An 18,850-nucleotide genomic window follows, 5' to 3' on the forward strand; every position below is an offset into this window, starting at 1 on the left:
GCGCACCTCAGACCGCCTGCGGCGCGAGCTGGCGGGTCAATACATGCTTGAGCAAGGCGCGATAGGCGATCACCCCACGGCTTTTTTCATCGAACTGCGAGGGCGTCTGCCCTGCCCGGCTGGCATCACGCAAACGCGTGTCCACCGGGACAAAGCCCTGCCACAGGGTGTCGGGGTACACATCGCGCAAAACCCGCAAGGTGCTCATCGAGGCCTGGGTGCGGCGGTCGAACAAGGTCGGCACGATGCAGAACGGCAGTTCCTGCTGGCGCGAGCGGTTGATCATGCGCAGGGTGTGAACCATGCGTTCCAGGCCCTTGAGGGCCAGATGCTCGGTTTGCACCGGGATGATCAACTGCTGGCTGGCCGCCAATGCATTGACCATCAGCACCCCCAGGATCGGCGGGCTGTCGATGATAGCGTAGTCATAATCCTGCCACAGCTGCGCCAGACTGCGGGCGATGACCAGACCCAGGCCGCTCTGCCCCGGAGCCTGACGCTCCAGGGTTGCCAGCGCAGTGGTGGCTGGCAACAAGGCAATGTTCGGATGGCTGGTGGACAGCAGTAATTGCGCAGCCAGGCCTTGCGGCACCTGGCCCTGGTGCAAAAACAAGTCGTAAACGCTGTGCTCGAGGGCGTCCGGGTCGTAACCGAAATAGCTGGTCATGGAACCGTGCGGGTCGAGGTCGACCACCACCACGCGCTTGCCCGCCTCAGCCAGCAAACCGGCCAGAGCGATGGATGTGGTGGTCTTACCGACTCCACCTTTTTGATTGGCTACTGCCCAGACTCTCATTTTGTTGTTCCTCCCGGCTGCGGACGTGCCGGCCGAGAATTGACATGCACTTATAGGAGCGGTGACGGGGAATTGACGGCATTCCCACGAACCGGCGGCTTTGTTGGAGGCGGTGCAGTTTGTGTGCCAGCCCGCTTCAGGGCGGCATCCGGTGTTGCGTGAGCGGTGCCCACGCCGGTCAGGCTGCGCCTTACTTCCAGATTGCGCGACACCACCAGTACCACCCGGCGATTGAGGGCGCGCCCCTCAGGCGTGGCGTTATTGGCCACCGGTTGAAACTCGCCGTAGCCCACCGACGCCATGCGCCCGGGGTTGACCCCCTGCATCGCCAGCATGCGCACGATGCTCGCCGAGCGTGCCGACGACAGCTCCCAGTTGGTCGGGTACTGCGCGGTACGTATCGGCAAATCGTCGGTAAAGCCCTCGACGTGAATCGGGTTGTCGAAGGGTTTGAGGATCGCCGCCACCTTGTCGATGATACTGAACGCCATATTGCTGGGCATGGCGTCGCCGCTGCCGAACAACAGGCTGGAATTGAGTTCGATCTCGACCCACAACTCGTTACCGCGCACCGTCAATTGTCTGGACGCGATCAAGTCGCCGAAGGCGGTGGTGATGTCATCGGCAATGGTTTTAAGCGGATCATCAGGAGACTGCCCCAGACCGGCGTCGGTGTGTTCGCTGTCTTTGATCAACGGCTCTGCCGGGGTCGTCGTCAGTGGCCGCTCATCGCCGACGGGGATTGGCTTGACGCTGCGCTCGCTGTCATTGAAAACCCCGACCAGGGCCTGGGAAATCACCTTGTACTTGCCTTCGTTGATCGATGAAATCGAGTACATGACCACAAAAAAGGCAAACAGCAGCGTAATGAAATCCGCGTAGGACACCAGCCAGCGTTCATGATTGACGTGCTCATCGGCGGAGCGGCGGCGGCGACTCATAGTTAACCCACAAAGCCCTGGAGCTTGAGTTCGATGGAGCGCGGGTTTTCGCCTTCGGCAATCGACAGGATGCCTTCGAGCATCATCTCGCGGTACAGCGACTGGCGCAGGGCAATCGCCTTGAGCTTGCTGGCAATGGGCAACAGCAACAGGTTGGCACTGGCCACCCCGTAAATGGTCGCCACAAACGCCACGGCAATGCCGCTGCCCAGTTGCGCCGGGTCGGCCAGATTGCCCATCACGTGGATCAGGCCCATCACTGCACCGATGATGCCGATGGTCGGCGCATAGCCGCCCATGCTTTCAAAGACTTTGGCGGCCTCGATATCGCGACTTTCCCGGGTCATGTAATCGACCTCCAGCACGCTGCGAATGGCTTCGGGCTCAGCGCCGTCCACCAGCAATTGCAGGCCTTTGCGCGAATAGCTGTCGGGCTCGGCATCGGCCACGCTTTCAAGGCCCAGCAGGCCCTCCTTGCGCGCGGTAAGGCTCCAGTTGACGACCTGGTCGATGCCGGCAGCCATATCGATGCGCGGCGGAAAGATAATCCAGACCAGGGTTTGCATCGCCCGCTTGAACGCACTCACGGGCGACTGCAGCAACGCCGCGCCCACTGTACCGCCCACCACAATCAAGGCCGCCGGGCCATTGACCAGGGCGCCCAGATGGCCCCCTTCCAGGTAGTTGCCGCCGATAATCGCGACAAAGGCCATGATGATGCCGATCAGACTGAGCACATCCATCAGTGACAGGCCTCCACCAGGTACCGGCCGACATCATCGAGGCTGTACACCGCATCCGCCAGGTTGGCTTTGACGATGGCCATGGGCATGCCGTAAATCACACAGCTGGCCTCGTCCTGGGCCCACACCGTACTGCCGCTCTGCTTGAGCAAACGTGCACCTTCACGGCCATCCGCGCCCATGCCGGTCAATACCACCGCCAAAACTTTGTCGCCGTAGGACTTGGCAGCTGAACCGAAGGTGATATCCACGCACGGTTTGTAGTTCAGACGTTCATCGCCTGGCAGGATTCTTACCGCGCCACGCCCGTCAATCATCATCTGCTTGCCGCCCGGAGCCAGCAACGCCAGGCCGGGGCGCAAGATATCGCCGTCTTCGGCTTCCTTGACGCTGATCCGGCACAGCTTGTCCAGACGCTCGGCAAAGGCTTTGGTAAAAGCCGCTGGCATATGCTGGACCAGTACGATCGGCGCCGGGAAATTACCCGGCAACTGGGTCAGGACCCGTTGCAAGGCCACCGGACCGCCAGTTGAGGTGCCGATGGCCACCAGTTTGTAGGCTTTGCGCTTTGGCCCGGGGGACGTCGCTGGCGCGGCCGTACGACTGGCAATCGGCGTGGTGCGTGCCGGAGCCGGTATGGCTGCAGGCGGCGCAAAACCGCCCGCTGCCGGCCGGCTGACAACAGGCGCCGGTATGCCGGGGGCTGGTGCGCTGTAGCCGGACAAGCGACGGTTGCTGCGGGAGATGCTGTGCACCTTTTCGCACAGCAATTGTTTGACCTTGTCCGGATTACGCGAGATGTCTTCAAAGTTTTTCGGCAGGAAATCCACCGCCCCGGCGTCCAGCGCATCCAGGGTGACCCGGGCGCCTTCGTGGGTCAGCGAAGAGAACATCAGTACCGGAGTCGGACAGCGCTGCATGATATGGCGCACCGCCGTAATGCCATCCATCAACGGCATCTCGTAGTCCATGGTGATCACATCGGGCTTGAGCGCCAGCGTCTGATCAATCGCCTCCTTGCCGTTGGTGGCGGTACCGATCACTTGAATTGTTGGATCAGCCGACAGAATTTCCGAGACGCGGCGGCGGAAAAAACCGGAATCATCCACCACCAGGACCTTGACTACCATAAACACTCCGTTAGGCGGTATGAGGTGCAACCGCCGGTGCCACCAGAATCAAATACGCCGCGAAGCGTAGTGCTTGAGCATGCTCGGAACATCCAGGATCAGGGCAATACGGCCGTCACCGGTGATGGTGGCGCCCGACATGCCTGGCGTGCCCTGGAGCATTTTGCCCAACGGCTTGATCACCACTTCTTCCTGGCCCACCAGTTGATCGACCACAAAGCCGATGCGCTGGGTGCCCACCGAAAGAATCACCACATGCCCTTCGCGCTGCTCTTCATGGGCCGCCGAGGCCACCAGCCAGCGCTTGAGGTAGAACAATGGCAACGCCTTGTCCCGCACGATCACCACTTCCTGGCCGTCGACCACATTGGTGCGCGACAGGTCGAGGTGGAAAATTTCGTTGACGTTGACCAGCGGGAACGCAAACGCCTGATTGCCCAGCATCACCATCAGGGTCGGCATGATGGCCAGGGTCAGCGGCACCTTGATCACGATTTTCGAACCGCGACCCAGGGTCGACTCAATGCTCAGCGAGCCATTGAGCTGGGCGATCTTGGTTTTCACCACATCCATGCCCACGCCACGCCCGGACACATCGGAAATCTCGGTTTTGGTGGAGAAGCCCGGGGCAAAAATCAGGTTGTAGCAATCGTTTTCGCTCAGGCGATCGGCTGCATCCTTGTCCATCAGCCCTTTTTTCACTGCAATGGCGCGCAGCACATTGGCGTCCATGCCTTTGCCGTCATCGGAGATCGACAGCAGGATATGGTCGCCTTCTTGCTCGGCCGACAAAATTACCCTGCCGCAGCGCGGTTTACCGGCTGCTTCGCGCTCTTCGGGGGTTTCACACCCGTGGTCAACCGCGTTGCGCACCAAATGCACCAGCGGATCGGCCAGTGCCTCGACCAGATTCTTGTCGAGGTCGGTTTCTTCGCCCACCAGCTCCAGGCTGATTTCTTTTTTCAACTGGCGCGCCAGATCGCGCACCAGACGCGGAAAACGGCCGAAGACTTTTTTGATCGGCTGCATCCGGGTCTTCATGACCGCGGTCTGCAGGTCGGCGGTCACCACGTCGAGGTTGGACAATGCCTTGGCCATCGCTTCGTCGTGGCTGTTGAGGCCCAGGCGCACCAGACGGTTACGCACCAGCACCAGCTCGCCGACCATGTTCATGATGTCGTCCAGCCGCGCAGTATCAACCCGCACCGTGGTCTCGGCCTCAGAAGCCTGGGGCTTGTCGGCGCTGGCAGCCGGGGCCCGGGGGGCCACTGCACGGGCGGCTTCGGGCGCACTGGCTACCGGCGCTGGAGCCGGGGCCGCAACAACGGCTGCAACCGCAGGACTCTGGACAGAAAACTGGCCCTTGCCGTGCAGCTCATCGAGCAGTGCTTCAAATTCGTGATCGCTGATGTGATCCGGGCTGACAGGCTCACCAGCCTGGTCTGCCGGCACAACCGGGGCTGCGCCCAGCGCATCGGTATTGAATGAACCTTTGCCATGCAACTGATCAAGCAAGGCTTCGAATTCGTCGTCGGTGATTTCATTGCTCACCGACTCTGTCATCACAGGTGCCGACTCTGGCGCCACGCTGGAGGCCGTGTCGGGGCGAAACTGCCCCTTGCCGTGCAACTGGTCGAGCAGCGACTCGAATTCGGCATCGCTGATTTCATCACTGCCTGCAGGCGCTGCAACTGCCTGCACGGGCTCGGCAGCAGCAGCCTTGACTGCATTCAGGGAGTCCAGCAGCAGTTCAAATTCGTCATCGGTGATATCGCTGCTGTCGCCGGCCACAGGTTCGGCGACCGCCACCGCAACGGCGACTGTCGGCACCGAAGCTGGCTCGGCCAGACGTGCCAGCGCCGCCAGCAGCTGCGGGGTTGCCGGCGTAACCGGGCGGCGCTCGCGCACCTGGGTAAACATGGCGTTGACCGCGTCCAGGGCCTCAAGAACCACGTCCATCAATTCCGAGTCGACGCCACGCTCACCCTTGCGCAGGATGTCGAAAACGTTCTCGGCGATGTGGCAGCACTCCACCAGCTCGTGGAGCTGGAGGAAGCCGGCGCCCCCTTTTACAGTGTGAAAACCGCGAAAAATTGCATTGAGCAAGTCCGCATCATCCGGTCGGCTTTCAAGCTCGACCAGCTGTTCGGACAGCAGCTCTAGAATCTCGCCGGCTTCAACCAGGAAATCCTGAAGGATTTCTTCATCGGCGCCGAAGCTCATGTACGTGCTCCTTGAAGTAGGACCTTTCGACGCCGGGACGGGTAACCCTTACCGCGCGCCTACTCAGTACCTAGAAACCTAAACTGGAAAGCAAATCGTCTACATCATCCTGGCCGGACACGACATCATCACGTTTATCGGCATGAATCTGCGGACCTTCACCCTTAGTCAGGTTTTTTTGCGAATTATTTTCTGCGAGCAGTGCCGCACGGTCGTGTTCGATCCCGGCAAAGCGATCGACCTGACTGGCCATCAGCACCAGCTTGAGCAAATTGCTTTCCACATCGGTCACCAGCTGGGTGACACGCTTGATCACCTGACCGGTGAGGTCCTGGTAATCCTGGGCGAGCAATATGTCAGTGAGGTTGGCGGACACCACATGGTTGTCGGCTTCGCTGCGCGTCAAAAAACTGTCAACCCGCCGCGCCAGTTCGCGAAACTCCTCGGCGCCTACTTCGCGCCGCATAAAGCGGCCCCAGTCTGCGCTCAGGGCTTTAGCCTCGCTGCCCAGGCCATTGACCAGCGGCGTGCTGTTTTCTACCAGATCCATGGTTCGATTCGCCGCAGCTTCCGTGAGCTTCACAACATAAGCCAAACGCTCGGCTGCATCGGTGATCTGCGACACTTCTTCAGCGCGCGGCATGTTCGGATCGATGTGAAAGTTGACAATCGAGCTGTGCAACTCACGGGTCAGCTTGCCGACTTCCTGGTACAGGCCGCGATCGCGAGTCTGGTTCAGTTCATGAATCAGTTGCACGGCGTCGCCAAACTTGCCTTTCTCAAGGCTGTCGACCAATTCGCGGGCATGTTTTTTCAGGGTCGACTCAAACTCGCCCTGTGTCGCTTCTTGATGCTCCATAGCGCCCCCCGGGAAACCGTTCAACCGATGCGATCAAAGATTTTTTCGATCTTGTCTTTGAGTGCAAGGGCCGTGAACGGCTTGACCACATAGCCGTTGACCCCGGCCTGGGCCGCCTCGATGATTTGTTCGCGCTTGGCTTCAGCGGTCACCATCAGCACGGGCAGGTGCTTGAGTTTTTCGTCGGCACGCACATGGCGCAACAACTCGATACCGGTCATGCCCGGCATGTTCCAGTCCGTCACCAGAAAGTCGATGTGCCCCTGGTTGAGGATCGGCAACGCCGTGGTGCCGTCGTCCGCCTCCACCGTGTTGGTGAACCCGAGGTCACGCAACAGATTTTTAATGATCCGTCGCATCGTTGAGAAATCATCAACGATGAGGATCTTCATGTTCTTGTCCAATTCGACCTCCAAGCAGTCTTAAACGCGTTCAGTCTCTGGACGCGCCATTCAATCAATTCGATTTCGCACACGCCATAAATCAACTGTGGGAGCGGGCCTGACGCGATGCAGGCAACGCCGGTTAACTGATCCACCGCGTCGCGCCCATCGCGGGCAAGCCCGCTCCCACAATGAATCAGCGATTGCCCGCTGTTTTCAGTTCGCCCGCCACTGCCCCAGGCGTGCCCGCAGTCGGGCGGCGCACTGGCTGTGCAGCTGGCTGACACGGGATTCGCTGACCCCCAGCACCTCGCCGATTTCCTTGAGGTTCAGTTCTTCGTCGTAATACAGCGCCAGGACCAGTCGCTCACGCTCCGGCAACAGGCTGATCGCGTCGGCCAGTGCTGTCTGGAAGCGTTCATCTTCCAGGTCCCGCGAGGGTTCCGGGTGAGCACTGGCACCATCCTCATGCAACCCTTCGTGCTCGCCGTCCTGCAACAGGTCGTCGAAACTGAACAGGCGGCTGCCCAGGGTGTCATTCAAAATGGCGTAATAATCATCAAGGCTTAACTGGAGTTCGGCCGCAACCTCGTGATCTTTAGCGTCACAACCGGTTTTTGCTTCAATTACCCGAATTGCGTCACTGACCATGCGGGTATTGCGGTGCACCGAGCGCGGCGCCCAGTCGCCCTTGCGCACTTCATCGAGCATCGCACCACGAATGCGGATACCAGCGTAGGTCTCGAAACTCGCGCCCTTGGTCGCGTCGTATTTGGTCGACACTTCGAGCAGGCCGATCATCCCGGCCTGGATCAGGTCGTCCACCTGCACGCTGGCGGGCAAACGCGCCAACAGGTGATAGGCGATACGCTTGACCAACGGTGCGTAGCGTTCGATCAGCTCATACTGGCTGTCACGCGACGCTTTGCTGTACATGCGATAGCCGCTGGCGGTCATCAGGGACGCCCTCCGCCTGCCTGTTGCACCAGGCGCTCGACAAAGAACTCCAGATGCCCCCGGGGATTGGCCGGCAGCGGCCAGGTGTCAACTTTCTGGGCGATGGCCTTGAACGCCAGGGAGCACTTGGAACGCGGAAATGCCTCGTACACGGCGCGCTGTTTTTGCACCGCCTTGCGCACACTCTCGTCGTAGGGCACGGCGCCCACGTATTGCAGGGCGACATCCAGAAAACGGTCGGTAACCTTGGTCAGTTTGGCGAACAGATTGCGCCCTTCCTGCGGGCTCTGGGCCATGTTGGCCAGCACCCGGAACCGGTTCATCCCGAAATCGCGATTCAGCAGCTTGATCAGCGCGTAGGCATCGGTGATCGAAGTCGGTTCGTCACACACCACCAGCAGGACTTCCTGGGCGGCGCGCACAAAACTCACCACTGAGTCGCCGATCCCGGCTGCGGTATCGATCACCAGCACGTCGAGGTTATCGCCCAAGTCACTGAAGGCCTGGATCAAACCGGCATGCTGGGCCGGGCTCAGGTTGACCATGCTCTGGGTGCCCGACGCCGCCGGTACGATCCTGATCCCGCCAGGGCCCTGGAGCAGTACGTCGCGCAGCTCGCAACGACCCTCGACCACATCGGCCAGGGTGTACTTGGGGGTCAGCCCGAGCAGCACATCGACGTTTGCCAGGCCCAGGTCGGCATCCATCAACATGACGCGTCTGCCCATTTCGGCAAGCGCGATAGACAAGTTGACTGACACGTTAGTTTTACCGACGCCACCCTTGCCGCCGGTCACTGCGATCACCTGTACGGGATGCATGCTGCCCATGATCATTTTTTACCTTGTCTTTCTTAGACGCGGCTACAAAGGTTGGCTGCACGTGCCCCACTGGCACAACACCTTGCAGACCATCGATGTAGGTACATTGCTACGTAACCTTGAGTACCTCAGCCGACCTGTTTGGGAGGGCTTTGATAGATATCAGCGAACATGTCGGCCATGGCCTCTTCACTGGGTTCTTCCTGCATTTGCACACTCACGGCCCGGCTCACCAACTGGTGACGACGGGGCAAGTGAAGATCATCGGGGATCCGCGGACCATCCGTGAGGTAAGCCACCGGCAGCCCGTGCTGGATCGCCAGGCTCAGCACCTCCCCCAGACTCGCGGTTTCATCCAGCTTGGTCAGAATGCAACCGGCCAGCCCGCATCGTTTGTAACTGAGGTAAGCCGCCGTCAACACCTGTTTCTGACTGGTGGTCGCCAGTACCAGATAGTTGCGTGCCTTGATCCCGCGCCCCGCAAGACTTTCAAGCTGCAGGCGCAGTGCCGGATCGCTGGCCTGCAGGCCGGCGGTATCCACCAGCACCACGCGCTTGCGTACCAGCGGCTCAAGGGTCTGGCCCAACGACTGGCCAGGCGCAACGTGGGTCACGGGTACATTGAGAATTCGGCCCAGGGTCTTCAGTTGTTCCTGGGCGCCGATACGAAAGCTGTCCATGCTCACCAGGGCAATATTTTGCGCGCCGTACTTGAGGACGTAACGCGCTGCCAGCTTGGCCAGGGTAGTGGTTTTGCCCATGCCCGCAGGCCCCACCATGGCAATCACACCGCCCTCTTCCAGGGGTTCAAGCTCCGGGGTCGCGATCATCCGCGCCAGGTGGGCCAGCAACATCCGCCACGCCTGACGCGGTTCTTCAATTCCAGCCACTTGCGCCAGCAGATCCCGCGACAGCGGCCCGGACAAGCCAATGCGCTGTAAACGGCGCCACAAATTGGCTTGTGCAGGCTTGGCGGCCTGCAACTGGTTCCAGGCCAGCGAGCCCAACTGCACTTCGAGCAGTTCGCGCAGCACATTGAGTTCCGAGCGCATGTTGTCAAAGGCGCGCTGGTCCATCGACGGCGCGGCCACAGGAGCAGGACGCGCCGGTTCCTGCGGCGCCGGCTCGGTCAACGGCTCGGCGGCGGTCAGCGGCAGACCGGCAAACAACTGGCGGCTGACATCGGCATCGCCATCCCCGCGCAAACTCAGTTCGGCCCGGGCCGAAACAATGCTGGACTGGGTTTTGCGCAGCTCTTCTTCCAGTTCCATATTCGGTACCCGCGGTGCCAGCGCCGACAGTTTGTAGTCCAGGGCGGCAGTCAACTCCACCCCACCGGCGATCCGGCGGTTACCGATAATGGCGGCGTCGGCCCCCAATTCATCACGAATCAGCTTCATGGCCTGACGCATGTCGGCGGCGAAAAATCGCTTCACTTGCATAAATCAAACCCTCAGCCGTTAGGGCCTACTGTCGCAACAATCGTGACTTGCTTGTTATCAGGAATTTCCTGGTACGAGAGCACATGCAGGTTAGGCACCGCCAGGCGTCCAAACCGCGAAAGCATTGCACGTACCGGGCCTGCCACCAGCAAGATCACCGGGTTGCCTTGCATCTCCTGACGCTGGGCGGCGTCGATCAGCGAGCGCTGGAGTTTTTCCGCCATGCTTGGCTCCAGCAACACGCCCTCTTCCTGGCCTTGTCCGGCCTTTTGCAAACTATTGAGCAATATTTGTTCCAACCTTGGTTCCAAGGTGATCACAGGCAGCTCGGAGTCAACGCCTACAATGCTTTGCACGATTGCGCGGGACAGTCCGACCCGGACCGCAGCAACCAGCGCGGCAGTATCTTGACTCTTATGGGCATTGTTCGCGACGGCTTCGGCAATGCTTCGAATGTCGCGTACCGGTACCTGTTCTGCCAACAAGGCCTGCAACACCTTCAGCAACTGCGACAGGCTCAACACCCCCGGCACCAGCTCTTCGGCCAATTTGGGCGAGGCCTTGGCCAGCAGCTGCATCAACTGCTGCACTTCTTCATGACCGATCAGTTCATGGGAGTGCTTGTACAGAATCTGGTTCAAGTGGGTCGCAACTACAGTGCTGGCATCCACTACGGTATAGCCCAGCGATTGCGCCTGACTGCGCTGACTGATCTCGATCCACACGGCTTCCAGACCGAAGGCCGGATCTTTGGTGGTAATACCGTTAAGTGTGCCGAACACCTGCCCCGGGTTGATCGCCAGTTCGCGATCGGGGTAGATCTCGGCCTCGGCCAGAATCACCCCCATCAAGGTCAGGCGATAGGCGCTGGGGGCCAGATCGAGGTTGTCGCGGATATGCACGGTGGGCATCAGAAAGCCCAGATCCTGGGACAGTTTTTTGCGCACGCCCTTGATCCGTGCCAGCAGCTGGCCGCCCTGATTGCGGTCCACCAGCGGGATCAGGCGATAGCCGACTTCCAGCCCGATCATGTCGATGGGCGTTACGTCATCCCAGCCCAGCTCTTTGCTCTCCTGGGCACGGGCCGGCGATGGCAGCAACTCTTGCTGACGCTGCACCTCTTGCAGGGCCTGGACCTTGACCACATTCTGCTTTTTCCACATCAGATAGGCCACGCCACCCGCAACGGCGGCCAGACTCAGGAAGGAGAAGTGCGGCATGCCCGGCACGATCCCCATGACCGCCATCAAACCGGCCGACACCGCCAGCGCCTTGGGCGAGGCAAACATCTGGCGATTGATCTGCTTGCCCATGTCTTCGGAGCCGGACGCGCGGGTCACCATGATCGCGGCAGCGGTGGACAGCAACAGCGAAGGCAACTGCGCCACCAAACCGTCACCGATGGTGAGCAAGGCGTAGACCTTGCCGGCCTCGCCAAACGTCATGCCGTGCTGGAAAATACCGACGGCCATGCCACCGATCAGGTTGATGAACAGAATCAGCAAGCCGGCGATGGCATCACCGCGCACGAACTTGCTGGCGCCGTCCATCGAGCCGTAGAACTCTGCCTCCTGGGCAACTTCCTGACGGCGCTGCTTGGCCTGGGGCTGATCGATAAGACCGGCATTGAGATCGGCGTCAATTGCCATTTGCTTGCCGGGCATGGCGTCGAGGGTGAAACGGGCGCTCACCTCGGAAATACGTCCGGCACCCTTGGTCACCACCACGAAGTTGATGATCATCAAAATCGCGAACACCACGATACCGACTACGTAGTTACCGCCGATCACCACTTCACCGAAGGCCTGAATCACCTTGCCGGCGGCCCCGTGGCCTTCCTGGCCGTGAAGCATGACCACCCGGGTCGAAGCCACGTTGAGCGCCAGACGCATTAACGTGGCGACCAGCAAAATGGTGGGGAATACGGCAAAATCCAGCGGCCGCAGGGCATAGACACAGACCAGCAATACCACAATCGACAGCGCGATATTGAAGGTGAAAAACACGTCCAGCAGAAAGGCCGGGATTGGCAGCATCATCATTGCCAGCATCACCAGCAATAACAACGGCACGCCCAACTGTCCATGCCCCAAACCGGCCAGACCGTTGCGTGCGGTGTTGATTAACTGAGAGCGATCCAATGACATTGCGACAAACCTTTAGCAAACTTTTGACGCCATATGCGCCGTAAAGCCTGCCTGTGCAAGAAGCCTTCCAACTTTGGCAAATGGCCATGTCTATATTTCAGAGCTGCCGGGCGGCAGCCATATATACATAACCCTGCAGGAGCGAGCTTGCTCGCGAGCTGTTTGTCTGCAGATTGAAAAGCTCGCTCCTAGGGTCAAACGGGGCGCCGGTACTCAGTTCCAGCGCCACTCCCCAAGGTCGATCACCAGACACGCGCTGCTGCTGGAGCGGAATACCACATCCAGCTTGCGATTGGGCTCGTAGCGCTCAGATCCGCGACCACCGATCAAAATCGCACCACAGCGCCCATCGCCGATGTGCGGGCGCTCTTCCCACACCGGCACGCTGTCCAGCTGCAACTGGCGTATCAGCTTGTAGAGGATGAAACTGCGCACGCAGCGGCCATTGATGCCTTCGAAACTCAACGACTTGCGCAGAAAAGACATGATGGAGTCCCGCTCTTTGTAGCAGCGCTCCATGATCCCGGCGTAGTACTGCTCCCGGCCCAGGCCGTGGGGCACGGTGGGCAACGAGATCACCGCCAGCAAGTTCGAGCCCTCGGTACTGAAGCCGACAATATGCCGCCCCTGCAATTGTTCCAGCCAGAAAATGGCAAAGGTGCCGTCCAGAGCAGGGAATTTCGGAAACAACCCTTCGAGATCGACGTGAGCAATGTCACTCGAATCACTTAGCGCATAGGTTCTGATCGAACTTTCAGGAATAAGGGTTAACTCAATCGGCATAGCACTCTCCATTGCCTGCGCGCGAACTAAAAAGACATCGCATTCCAAGTTAAGCAGGTTTGGGGCAAGCCTCTACTGATCACGCCGTAAATCCGCCGGAATCGGCAAGTCCTTGAGCGGATCCGGGCGCTTGCCCCGGCCCGCCTGATACTGGCGTATCTGGTACACATAGGCCAGAACCTGGGCCACGGCCAGATACAACCCGGCAGGAATCTCCTGATCCAGCTCCGTGGAGTGGTAGATCGAGCGCGCCAGGGCCGGAGACTCCAGCAGCAAAATATTATGCTTGGCACCAATCTCGCGAATCTTGAGTGCCAGAAAATCGCTGCCCTTGGCCAGCAGCATGGGCGCCGCGCCCTTCTCCGGATCGTATTTCAACGCCACGGCGTAGTGCGTCGGGTTGGTGATAATCACGTCGGCGTCGGGAATGGCACTCATCATGCGCCGCTGGCTCATTTCCCGTTGCAGTTGGCGAATCCGCTGTTTGACCTCGGGCCGACCTTCCTGATCCTTGTGCTCATCACGCACTTCCTGCTTGGTCATGAGCAGTTTTTTGTGGCTTTCCCACAGCTGCACCGGAACGTCCACCGCCGCAATCAGGATCAACCCGCAGGCCATCCACAGCGCACTCCAGGCAACCACTTGCACACTGTGGATTACCGCCAGTTCCAAAGGCTCATGGGCGATTCGCAGCAGGTCGTCGATGTCGGACTGCAACACCAGCAAGGCCACGATCAGGATGATGAAGAATTTGGCCAGCGCCTTCAGCAGTTCCACCAGCGCCTTGGCCGAGAACATGCGCTTGATCCCAGCAGCGGGGTTCATGCGGCTGAACTTGGGCGCCAGGCTGCCGGCAGCGAACAGCCAGCCGCCCAGGGCAATGGGCCCGACCAGGGCAGCAATCAGCAAGGTCACCAGAACCGGCTGCACGGCAATCAGCGCAACCTTGCCCGAGTGCAGCAAAAAAAGGCCCATGGAATCGGGATTGAGCAGGGTTTCGCGACTGATGCTGAAGTTGTAGCGCATCAGATCCATCATGTCCCGCGCCAGCGCGCCGCCAAAAATCAGCAGTCCGATAGAACCCGCCAGCATGATGGCCAGGGTATTCAGCTCTTTGGAGCGTGCGATCTCGCCCTTTTCCCTGGAGTCTTTTTTTCGTTTCTCCGTGGGGTCTTCTGTTTTATCGGCACCGCTCTCGCTTTCTGCCATGGCTATCGCGCCTGTGCCAGCTCACGTAAAAACTGCAAGGCCTCGGAGGCCAGCGGTTGATACTGATTGAGAATATCCGCCAGGCCGATCCACAGGATCACCATGCCCAGCACCAGAGTCAGCGGAAAACCGATCGAGAAGATATTGAGTTGCGGCGCCGCCCGGGTCATCACACCAAAGGCGATGTTGACCACCAGCAATGCAGTAATGGCCGGCAGCACCAGCAACAATGCGGCACCCAGCACCCAGCCCAGCTTGTTGGCGATTTCCCAGTAGTGATTGGTCAACAAGCCACCGCCCACCGGCAAGGTAGTGAAGCTCTCGGTGAGCACCTCGAAGACCACCAGATGGCCGTTCATGGACAGAAACAACAAAGTCACGAGCATGGTGAAGAACTGCCCGATGACCGCCACGTTGACCCCGTTGGCCGGGTCGACCATGGACGCGAAGCCCATGCCCATCTGGATTGCGACAATTTGCCCGGCCACCACGAACGCCTGGAAAAACAGTTGCAGCGAGAAGCCCAGCAATGCGCCGATGATGATTTGCTCGGCAATCAGCATCAGGCCACTGAGGTCCAGCGGGTTGACGGCCGGCAGCGGCGGCAGGCTGGGCAGGATTGCCAGGGTGATGGCCAGCGACAGAAACAGCTTGATGCGCTTGGGCACCAGGGTCGTGCCGATGATCGGCATGGTGGTCAGCAACGCGCCCACCCGGAACAGCGGCAGCATGAAGCTGGCGACCCAGGTGCTGATCTGCGCGTCCGTCAAAGCGAGCAGCGACATTTAGCCGATCAACTGCGGAATGCTGCCGTACAACTGCAGGATGTATTCCATAAAGGTCTGCACCAGCCAGGGCCCGGCAACGATCAGGGTGACCAGCATCACCAGCAACCGCGGAAGGAAGCTCAGGGTCTGCTCGTTGATCTGGGTAGCCGCCTGAAACATGGCCACCAACAGCCCGACCAGCAAACTGGGCACGACCAGCACCGCGACCATCACCGTGGTCAGCCACAGCGCGCTGCGAAACAGGTCAACCGCGACTTCTGGGGTCATTGCGCATTACTCCCGCTCATGGGGTCAAACTCCGCCGAAACTGCTGGCCAGGGTGCCGATAATCAACGCCCAGCCATCCACCAGCACGAACAGCATGATTTTGAACGGCAACGAAATGATCAGCGGTGAGAGCATCATCATGCCCATGGCCATCAGCACACTGGCCACCACCAGGTCGATGATCAAAAACGGGATGAAGATCATGAAGCCGATCTGGAATGCGGTTTTCAGCTCCGAGGTGACGAAGGCCGGCACCAGAATGGTCAGGGGCGCGGCATCCGGAGTGGCGATGTCGGTGCGCTTGGACAGGCGCATGAACAGTTCAAGGTCGCTGGTGCGGGTTTGCGCCAGCATGAAGTCCTTGAGCGGCACTTGCGCCTTGAGAATGGCGTCCTGGGCCGAGAGTTTTTCTGCCAGGTAAGGCTGCAAGGCGTCCTGGTTCACCTTGTCGAATACCGGCGCCATGATGAACATGGTGAGGAACAGCGCCATGCCGGTGAGAATCTGGTTCGACGGCGTTTGCTGCAACCCCAGGGCCTGGCGCAGGATCGAAAACACAATGATGATCCGCGTGAAGCTGGTCATCAGCATGACGAACGCCGGAATAAAGCTCAGCGCGGTCATGATCAGCAAAATTTGCAGGCTGACCGAGTACTCTTGCTGGCCGTTGGCCCCGGTGCCCAGGGTGATCGCCGGAATCGACAGCGGATCGGCCCCGAACGCTACTGGTGCGAGCAACGTCAACAACAGCGCGACGACTAAACGCATTACGGCTTGTCCTTTTGCTGACCCAATACTTCCATCAATCGTTTGGCAAACTCGGGGGTCGCCGACTGCGTGGTACCCGGCACCTGCACCGGCTCCTTGAGCACGTGCAAGGGGGTGATACGCCCGGGCGTCAGGCCAAGCAGAATCTGCTCCTCGCCCACTTGCACCAGCACCAGCCGGTCGCGGGCACCCAGGGCCCGTGAACTGATCAACTCAATCACCTGCCCCTGTCGCGACCCGGTTTGCTGTACCCGGCGCAGTAGCCAGGCCAGGGCAAAGATCAGCCCCAGCACCAGCAACAAACCCAGCACCAGCTGTGTCAGCTGCCCGCCGATGCCACTGCCGATCACAGGTGCAGCAACAGGGGTGGCGCTGGCCAGCGGCTCGGCCGCCAGCACGCTCAGGGGTAAAGCCAGTAAACCGCCGAGAAGCCGCTTCACTTAACGCAGCTTCTTGATGCGTTCGCTTGGACTGATCACGTCAGTCAGGCGGATGCCGAACTTTTCGTTGACCACCACCACTTCACCATGGGCAATCAGGGTGCCGTTGACCAGCACGTCCAGCGGCTCGCCGGCCAGACGATCAAGCTCGATGACCGAACCCTGATTAAGTTGCAACAGGTTGCGGATGTTGATGTCGGTGCTGCCCACTTCCATGGAGATGGAAACCGGAATATCCAGAATCACATCCAGGTTGGGACCATCCAGGGTGACTGGTTCGTTATTGCGCGGCACGCTGCCGAACTCTTCCATCGGCAAGCGGCTGGAGGCCGGCTTGGTGGCTGCATCGGCCGCCAGCAAGGCGTCGATATCCGCCTGCCCGACGTCGCCGGTTTCTTCCAGGGCCGCAGCCCATTCATCAGCCAGGGCCTGGTCTGCAGCACTTGTATCGTGTTCGGTAGCCATCGGGGAGTCCTCGGCGAGCAGTCAATCATTAACACAGCAATTTGGGGTGGACCGACGCCTAGCGCCGTCCGATGGGCTCGATCACTTGCAAGGCCAGATTGCCTTTGTGCGAGCCCAGTTTGACCTTGAACGCAGGCACGCCGTTGGCGCGCATCACCAGTTCGTCTTGTAGTTCGACGGGAATCACATCACCCGGCTGCATGTGCAAAATGTCCCGCAGACGCAATTGCCGGCGGGCCACGGTGGCGCTCAGTGGCACGCTGACATCCAGCACGTCCTCGCGCAAAGCCTTGCTCCAGCGTTCGTCCTGATCGTCGAGGTCGGACTGAAAACCGGCATCGAGCATCTCGCGTACCGGCTCGATCATCGAGTACGGCATGGTGACGTGCAGGTCTCCGCCACCGCCATCGAGCTCGATGTGAAAGGTTGACACCACGATCGCTTCGCTGGGGCCGACGATATTGGCCATTGCCGGGTTCACTTCCGAGTTGATGTACTCGAAATTGACTTCCATGATCGCCTGCCAGGCCTCCTTCAAATCGATGAAGGCCTGCTCCAGCACCATGCGCACCACCCGCAGTTCGGTGGGGGTGAATTCACGGCCTTCGATCTTGGCGTGACGGCCGTCACCGCCGAAGAAGTTGTCCACCAGCTTGAACACCAGCTTGGCATCGAGGATAAACAGCGCAGTGCCGCGCAACGGCTTGATCTTGACCAGGTTGAGACTGGTGGGCACGTACAGCGAGTGCACGTATTCACCGAATTTCATGACCTGTACCCCGCCCACCGCGACGTCCGCAGAGCGGCGCAGCATGTTGAACATGCTGATGCGGGTGTAACGGGCGAAACGCTCGTTGATCATTTCCAGGGTCGGCATGCGGCCCCGGACAATCCGGTCCTGACTGGTCAGGTCGTAACTTTTGACACTGCCGGGTTCGGCAGCTGCTTCGGCCTGTACCAGGCCATCATCGACACCATGCAACAGCGCGTCGATTTCATCCTGGGACAGCAGGTCTTGCACGGCCATGTCGTGATCCTACTGCAATACAAAGTTAGTAAAGAGCACCTGATCGACAACCACTTTTCCGAGTTCTTTTTGCGCCACTTCCTGAACGCTGGCAGTAGCTTTCTGACGAAGTATTTCCTGCCCCACCGGCGTCGCCAGGTCATCGAAGGTTTGCCCGGAGAACAGCATCACCAGATTGTTGCGGATCACTGGCATATGCACCTTGAGGGCGTTAAGGTCATTCTGGTCGCGCGCCTGCAAGGTCATGCTCACTTGCATATAGCGCTGGCGGCCATTGGCGTTGAAATTGACCACGAAGGCCGGCGCCATGGGTTCATAAATCGCCGGGAGCTTGATGTTTGCGTCAACCACAGGTGCGGACTCGCTCTTGGGGCCGCTCAGGAAATACCAGGTGGCACCCACAGACAGGCCGATCGCCAGCAACACTGCCACTGCGACCAGGATGATCAGCTTCAATTTGCCTTTCTCGGCAGGGTCCTTCACTACGTCGCTCGTCGCCATGCCAATAATCCGTCGCTTTTCGGTTTTCACAGATGCTTGGGTAGGCAGAGCAAGTGTTATGCCAGAAGTGTCGGGATGTGGCAGAACACTGTAAGAGCACACCTGTGCAGGCGTGAGCCTGCTCGCCTGCACATTGAAAAACCCCGCGAGCAAGCTCGCG

The 18,850-nt window shown here is 59.8% G+C and carries 20 protein-coding genes; all 20 read right to left on the reverse strand.

The genetic code is table 11. The annotated features are described in order from the left end of the window. Positions 1-7: 7 nt before the first annotated feature. The 20 genes from FEZ21_RS18210 to fliL all read right to left on the reverse strand — a co-directional run bounded on the left by FEZ21_RS18210 (position 8) and on the right by fliL (position 18,690). Positions 8-796 (reverse strand): ParA family protein, encoded by a 789-nt coding sequence (locus FEZ21_RS18210; RefSeq protein WP_003441891.1) that lies wholly within the window; start codon positions 794-796, stop codon positions 8-10. Positions 797-846: 50 nt separating this feature from the next. Continuing rightward, complete coding sequence (motD, locus tag FEZ21_RS18215; RefSeq protein WP_003441890.1) at positions 847-1,737, reverse strand: flagellar motor protein MotD; 891 nt, start codon at positions 1,735-1,737, stop codon at positions 847-849. 2 nt (positions 1,738-1,739) lie between these two features. Continuing rightward, positions 1,740-2,480, reverse strand: a complete 741-nt coding sequence (locus tag FEZ21_RS18220) for a flagellar motor protein (protein ID WP_010656431.1) — start codon at positions 2,478-2,480, stop codon at positions 1,740-1,742. Continuing rightward, on the reverse strand, positions 2,480-3,610 hold the full coding sequence (locus tag FEZ21_RS18225; RefSeq protein WP_010656432.1) for a chemotaxis response regulator protein-glutamate methylesterase: 1,131 nt from the start codon (positions 3,608-3,610) through the stop codon (positions 2,480-2,482). Before FEZ21_RS18225 ends, FEZ21_RS18220 begins: the two co-directional genes overlap by 1 nt. Before the next feature lie 48 nt (positions 3,611-3,658). Further along, complete coding sequence (locus FEZ21_RS18230) at positions 3,659-5,833, reverse strand: chemotaxis protein CheA (protein WP_127196237.1); 2,175 nt, start codon at positions 5,831-5,833, stop codon at positions 3,659-3,661. Positions 5,834-5,903: 70 nt separating this feature from the next. Then, the gene (locus tag FEZ21_RS18235; protein ID WP_003441885.1) at positions 5,904-6,692 is read right to left on the reverse strand and encodes a protein phosphatase CheZ; all 789 of its coding nucleotides are present in this window, start codon (positions 6,690-6,692) and stop codon (positions 5,904-5,906) included. Between the two features lie 20 nt (positions 6,693-6,712). Beyond that, positions 6,713-7,084 carry a chemotaxis response regulator CheY gene (locus FEZ21_RS18240; RefSeq protein WP_165439717.1) on the reverse strand — a complete coding sequence of 124 codons (372 nt, stop codon included), beginning with the start codon at positions 7,082-7,084 and terminating at the stop codon, positions 6,713-6,715. A 207-nt stretch (positions 7,085-7,291) separates the two neighbouring features. Further along, positions 7,292-8,035 (reverse strand): RNA polymerase sigma factor FliA, encoded by a 744-nt coding sequence (gene fliA / locus FEZ21_RS18245; protein WP_232286857.1) that lies wholly within the window; start codon positions 8,033-8,035, stop codon positions 7,292-7,294. Then, positions 8,032-8,862 (reverse strand): flagellar synthesis regulator FleN, encoded by an 831-nt coding sequence (fleN, locus tag FEZ21_RS18250; RefSeq protein ID WP_003441882.1) that lies wholly within the window; start codon positions 8,860-8,862, stop codon positions 8,032-8,034. The genes fliA and fleN overlap by 4 nt, the downstream gene beginning before the upstream one ends. 119 nt (positions 8,863-8,981) lie before the next feature. Then, the gene (flhF, locus tag FEZ21_RS18255) at positions 8,982-10,295 is read right to left on the reverse strand and encodes a flagellar biosynthesis protein FlhF (RefSeq protein ID WP_003441881.1); all 1,314 of its coding nucleotides are present in this window, start codon (positions 10,293-10,295) and stop codon (positions 8,982-8,984) included. An 11-nt stretch (positions 10,296-10,306) separates the two neighbouring features. Beyond that, complete coding sequence (flhA, locus tag FEZ21_RS18260; RefSeq protein WP_003441880.1) at positions 10,307-12,436, reverse strand: flagellar biosynthesis protein FlhA; 2,130 nt, start codon at positions 12,434-12,436, stop codon at positions 10,307-10,309. Between the two features lie 219 nt (positions 12,437-12,655). Continuing rightward, positions 12,656-13,225 (reverse strand): hypothetical protein, encoded by a 570-nt coding sequence (locus FEZ21_RS18265; protein WP_010656434.1) that lies wholly within the window; start codon positions 13,223-13,225, stop codon positions 12,656-12,658. Between the two features lie 72 nt (positions 13,226-13,297). Next, the gene (flhB, locus tag FEZ21_RS18270; RefSeq protein ID WP_003441878.1) at positions 13,298-14,434 is read right to left on the reverse strand and encodes a flagellar biosynthesis protein FlhB; all 1,137 of its coding nucleotides are present in this window, start codon (positions 14,432-14,434) and stop codon (positions 13,298-13,300) included. 2 nt (positions 14,435-14,436) lie between these two features. After that, a complete protein-coding gene (gene fliR / locus FEZ21_RS18275) occupies positions 14,437-15,219 on the reverse strand; it encodes a flagellar biosynthetic protein FliR (RefSeq protein ID WP_003441877.1) in 783 nt (260 codons plus the stop codon). Then, the gene (fliQ, locus tag FEZ21_RS18280; RefSeq protein ID WP_003441876.1) at positions 15,220-15,489 is read right to left on the reverse strand and encodes a flagellar biosynthesis protein FliQ; all 270 of its coding nucleotides are present in this window, start codon (positions 15,487-15,489) and stop codon (positions 15,220-15,222) included. It lies immediately after the preceding gene. Between the two features lie 24 nt (positions 15,490-15,513). Continuing rightward, positions 15,514-16,257: a flagellar type III secretion system pore protein FliP gene (gene fliP / locus FEZ21_RS18285; protein WP_003441875.1), complete on the reverse strand. Its 744-nt coding sequence runs from the start codon at positions 16,255-16,257 to the stop codon at positions 15,514-15,516. Continuing rightward, positions 16,257-16,697 carry a flagellar biosynthetic protein FliO gene (fliO, locus tag FEZ21_RS18290; RefSeq protein WP_003441874.1) on the reverse strand — a complete coding sequence of 147 codons (441 nt, stop codon included), beginning with the start codon at positions 16,695-16,697 and terminating at the stop codon, positions 16,257-16,259. The genes fliP and fliO overlap by 1 nt, the downstream gene beginning before the upstream one ends. Further along, entirely contained in the window at positions 16,698-17,162 is a 465-nt protein-coding gene (fliN, locus tag FEZ21_RS18295) for a flagellar motor switch protein FliN (protein ID WP_003441873.1), read from the reverse strand. Between the two features lie 58 nt (positions 17,163-17,220). Beyond that, a complete protein-coding gene (gene fliM / locus FEZ21_RS18300; RefSeq protein WP_003441872.1) occupies positions 17,221-18,189 on the reverse strand; it encodes a flagellar motor switch protein FliM in 969 nt (322 codons plus the stop codon). 9 nt (positions 18,190-18,198) lie between these two features. After that, complete coding sequence (fliL, locus tag FEZ21_RS18305; RefSeq protein ID WP_003441871.1) at positions 18,199-18,690, reverse strand: flagellar basal body-associated protein FliL; 492 nt, start codon at positions 18,688-18,690, stop codon at positions 18,199-18,201. Between the last annotated feature and the right edge of the window lie 160 nt (positions 18,691-18,850).

Origin of the sequence: Pseudomonas sp. 9.1(2019) (assembly GCF_009910445.1) — a bacterium.
Classification (GTDB): Bacteria; Pseudomonadota; Gammaproteobacteria; order Pseudomonadales; family Pseudomonadaceae; genus Aquipseudomonas; species Aquipseudomonas paraversuta.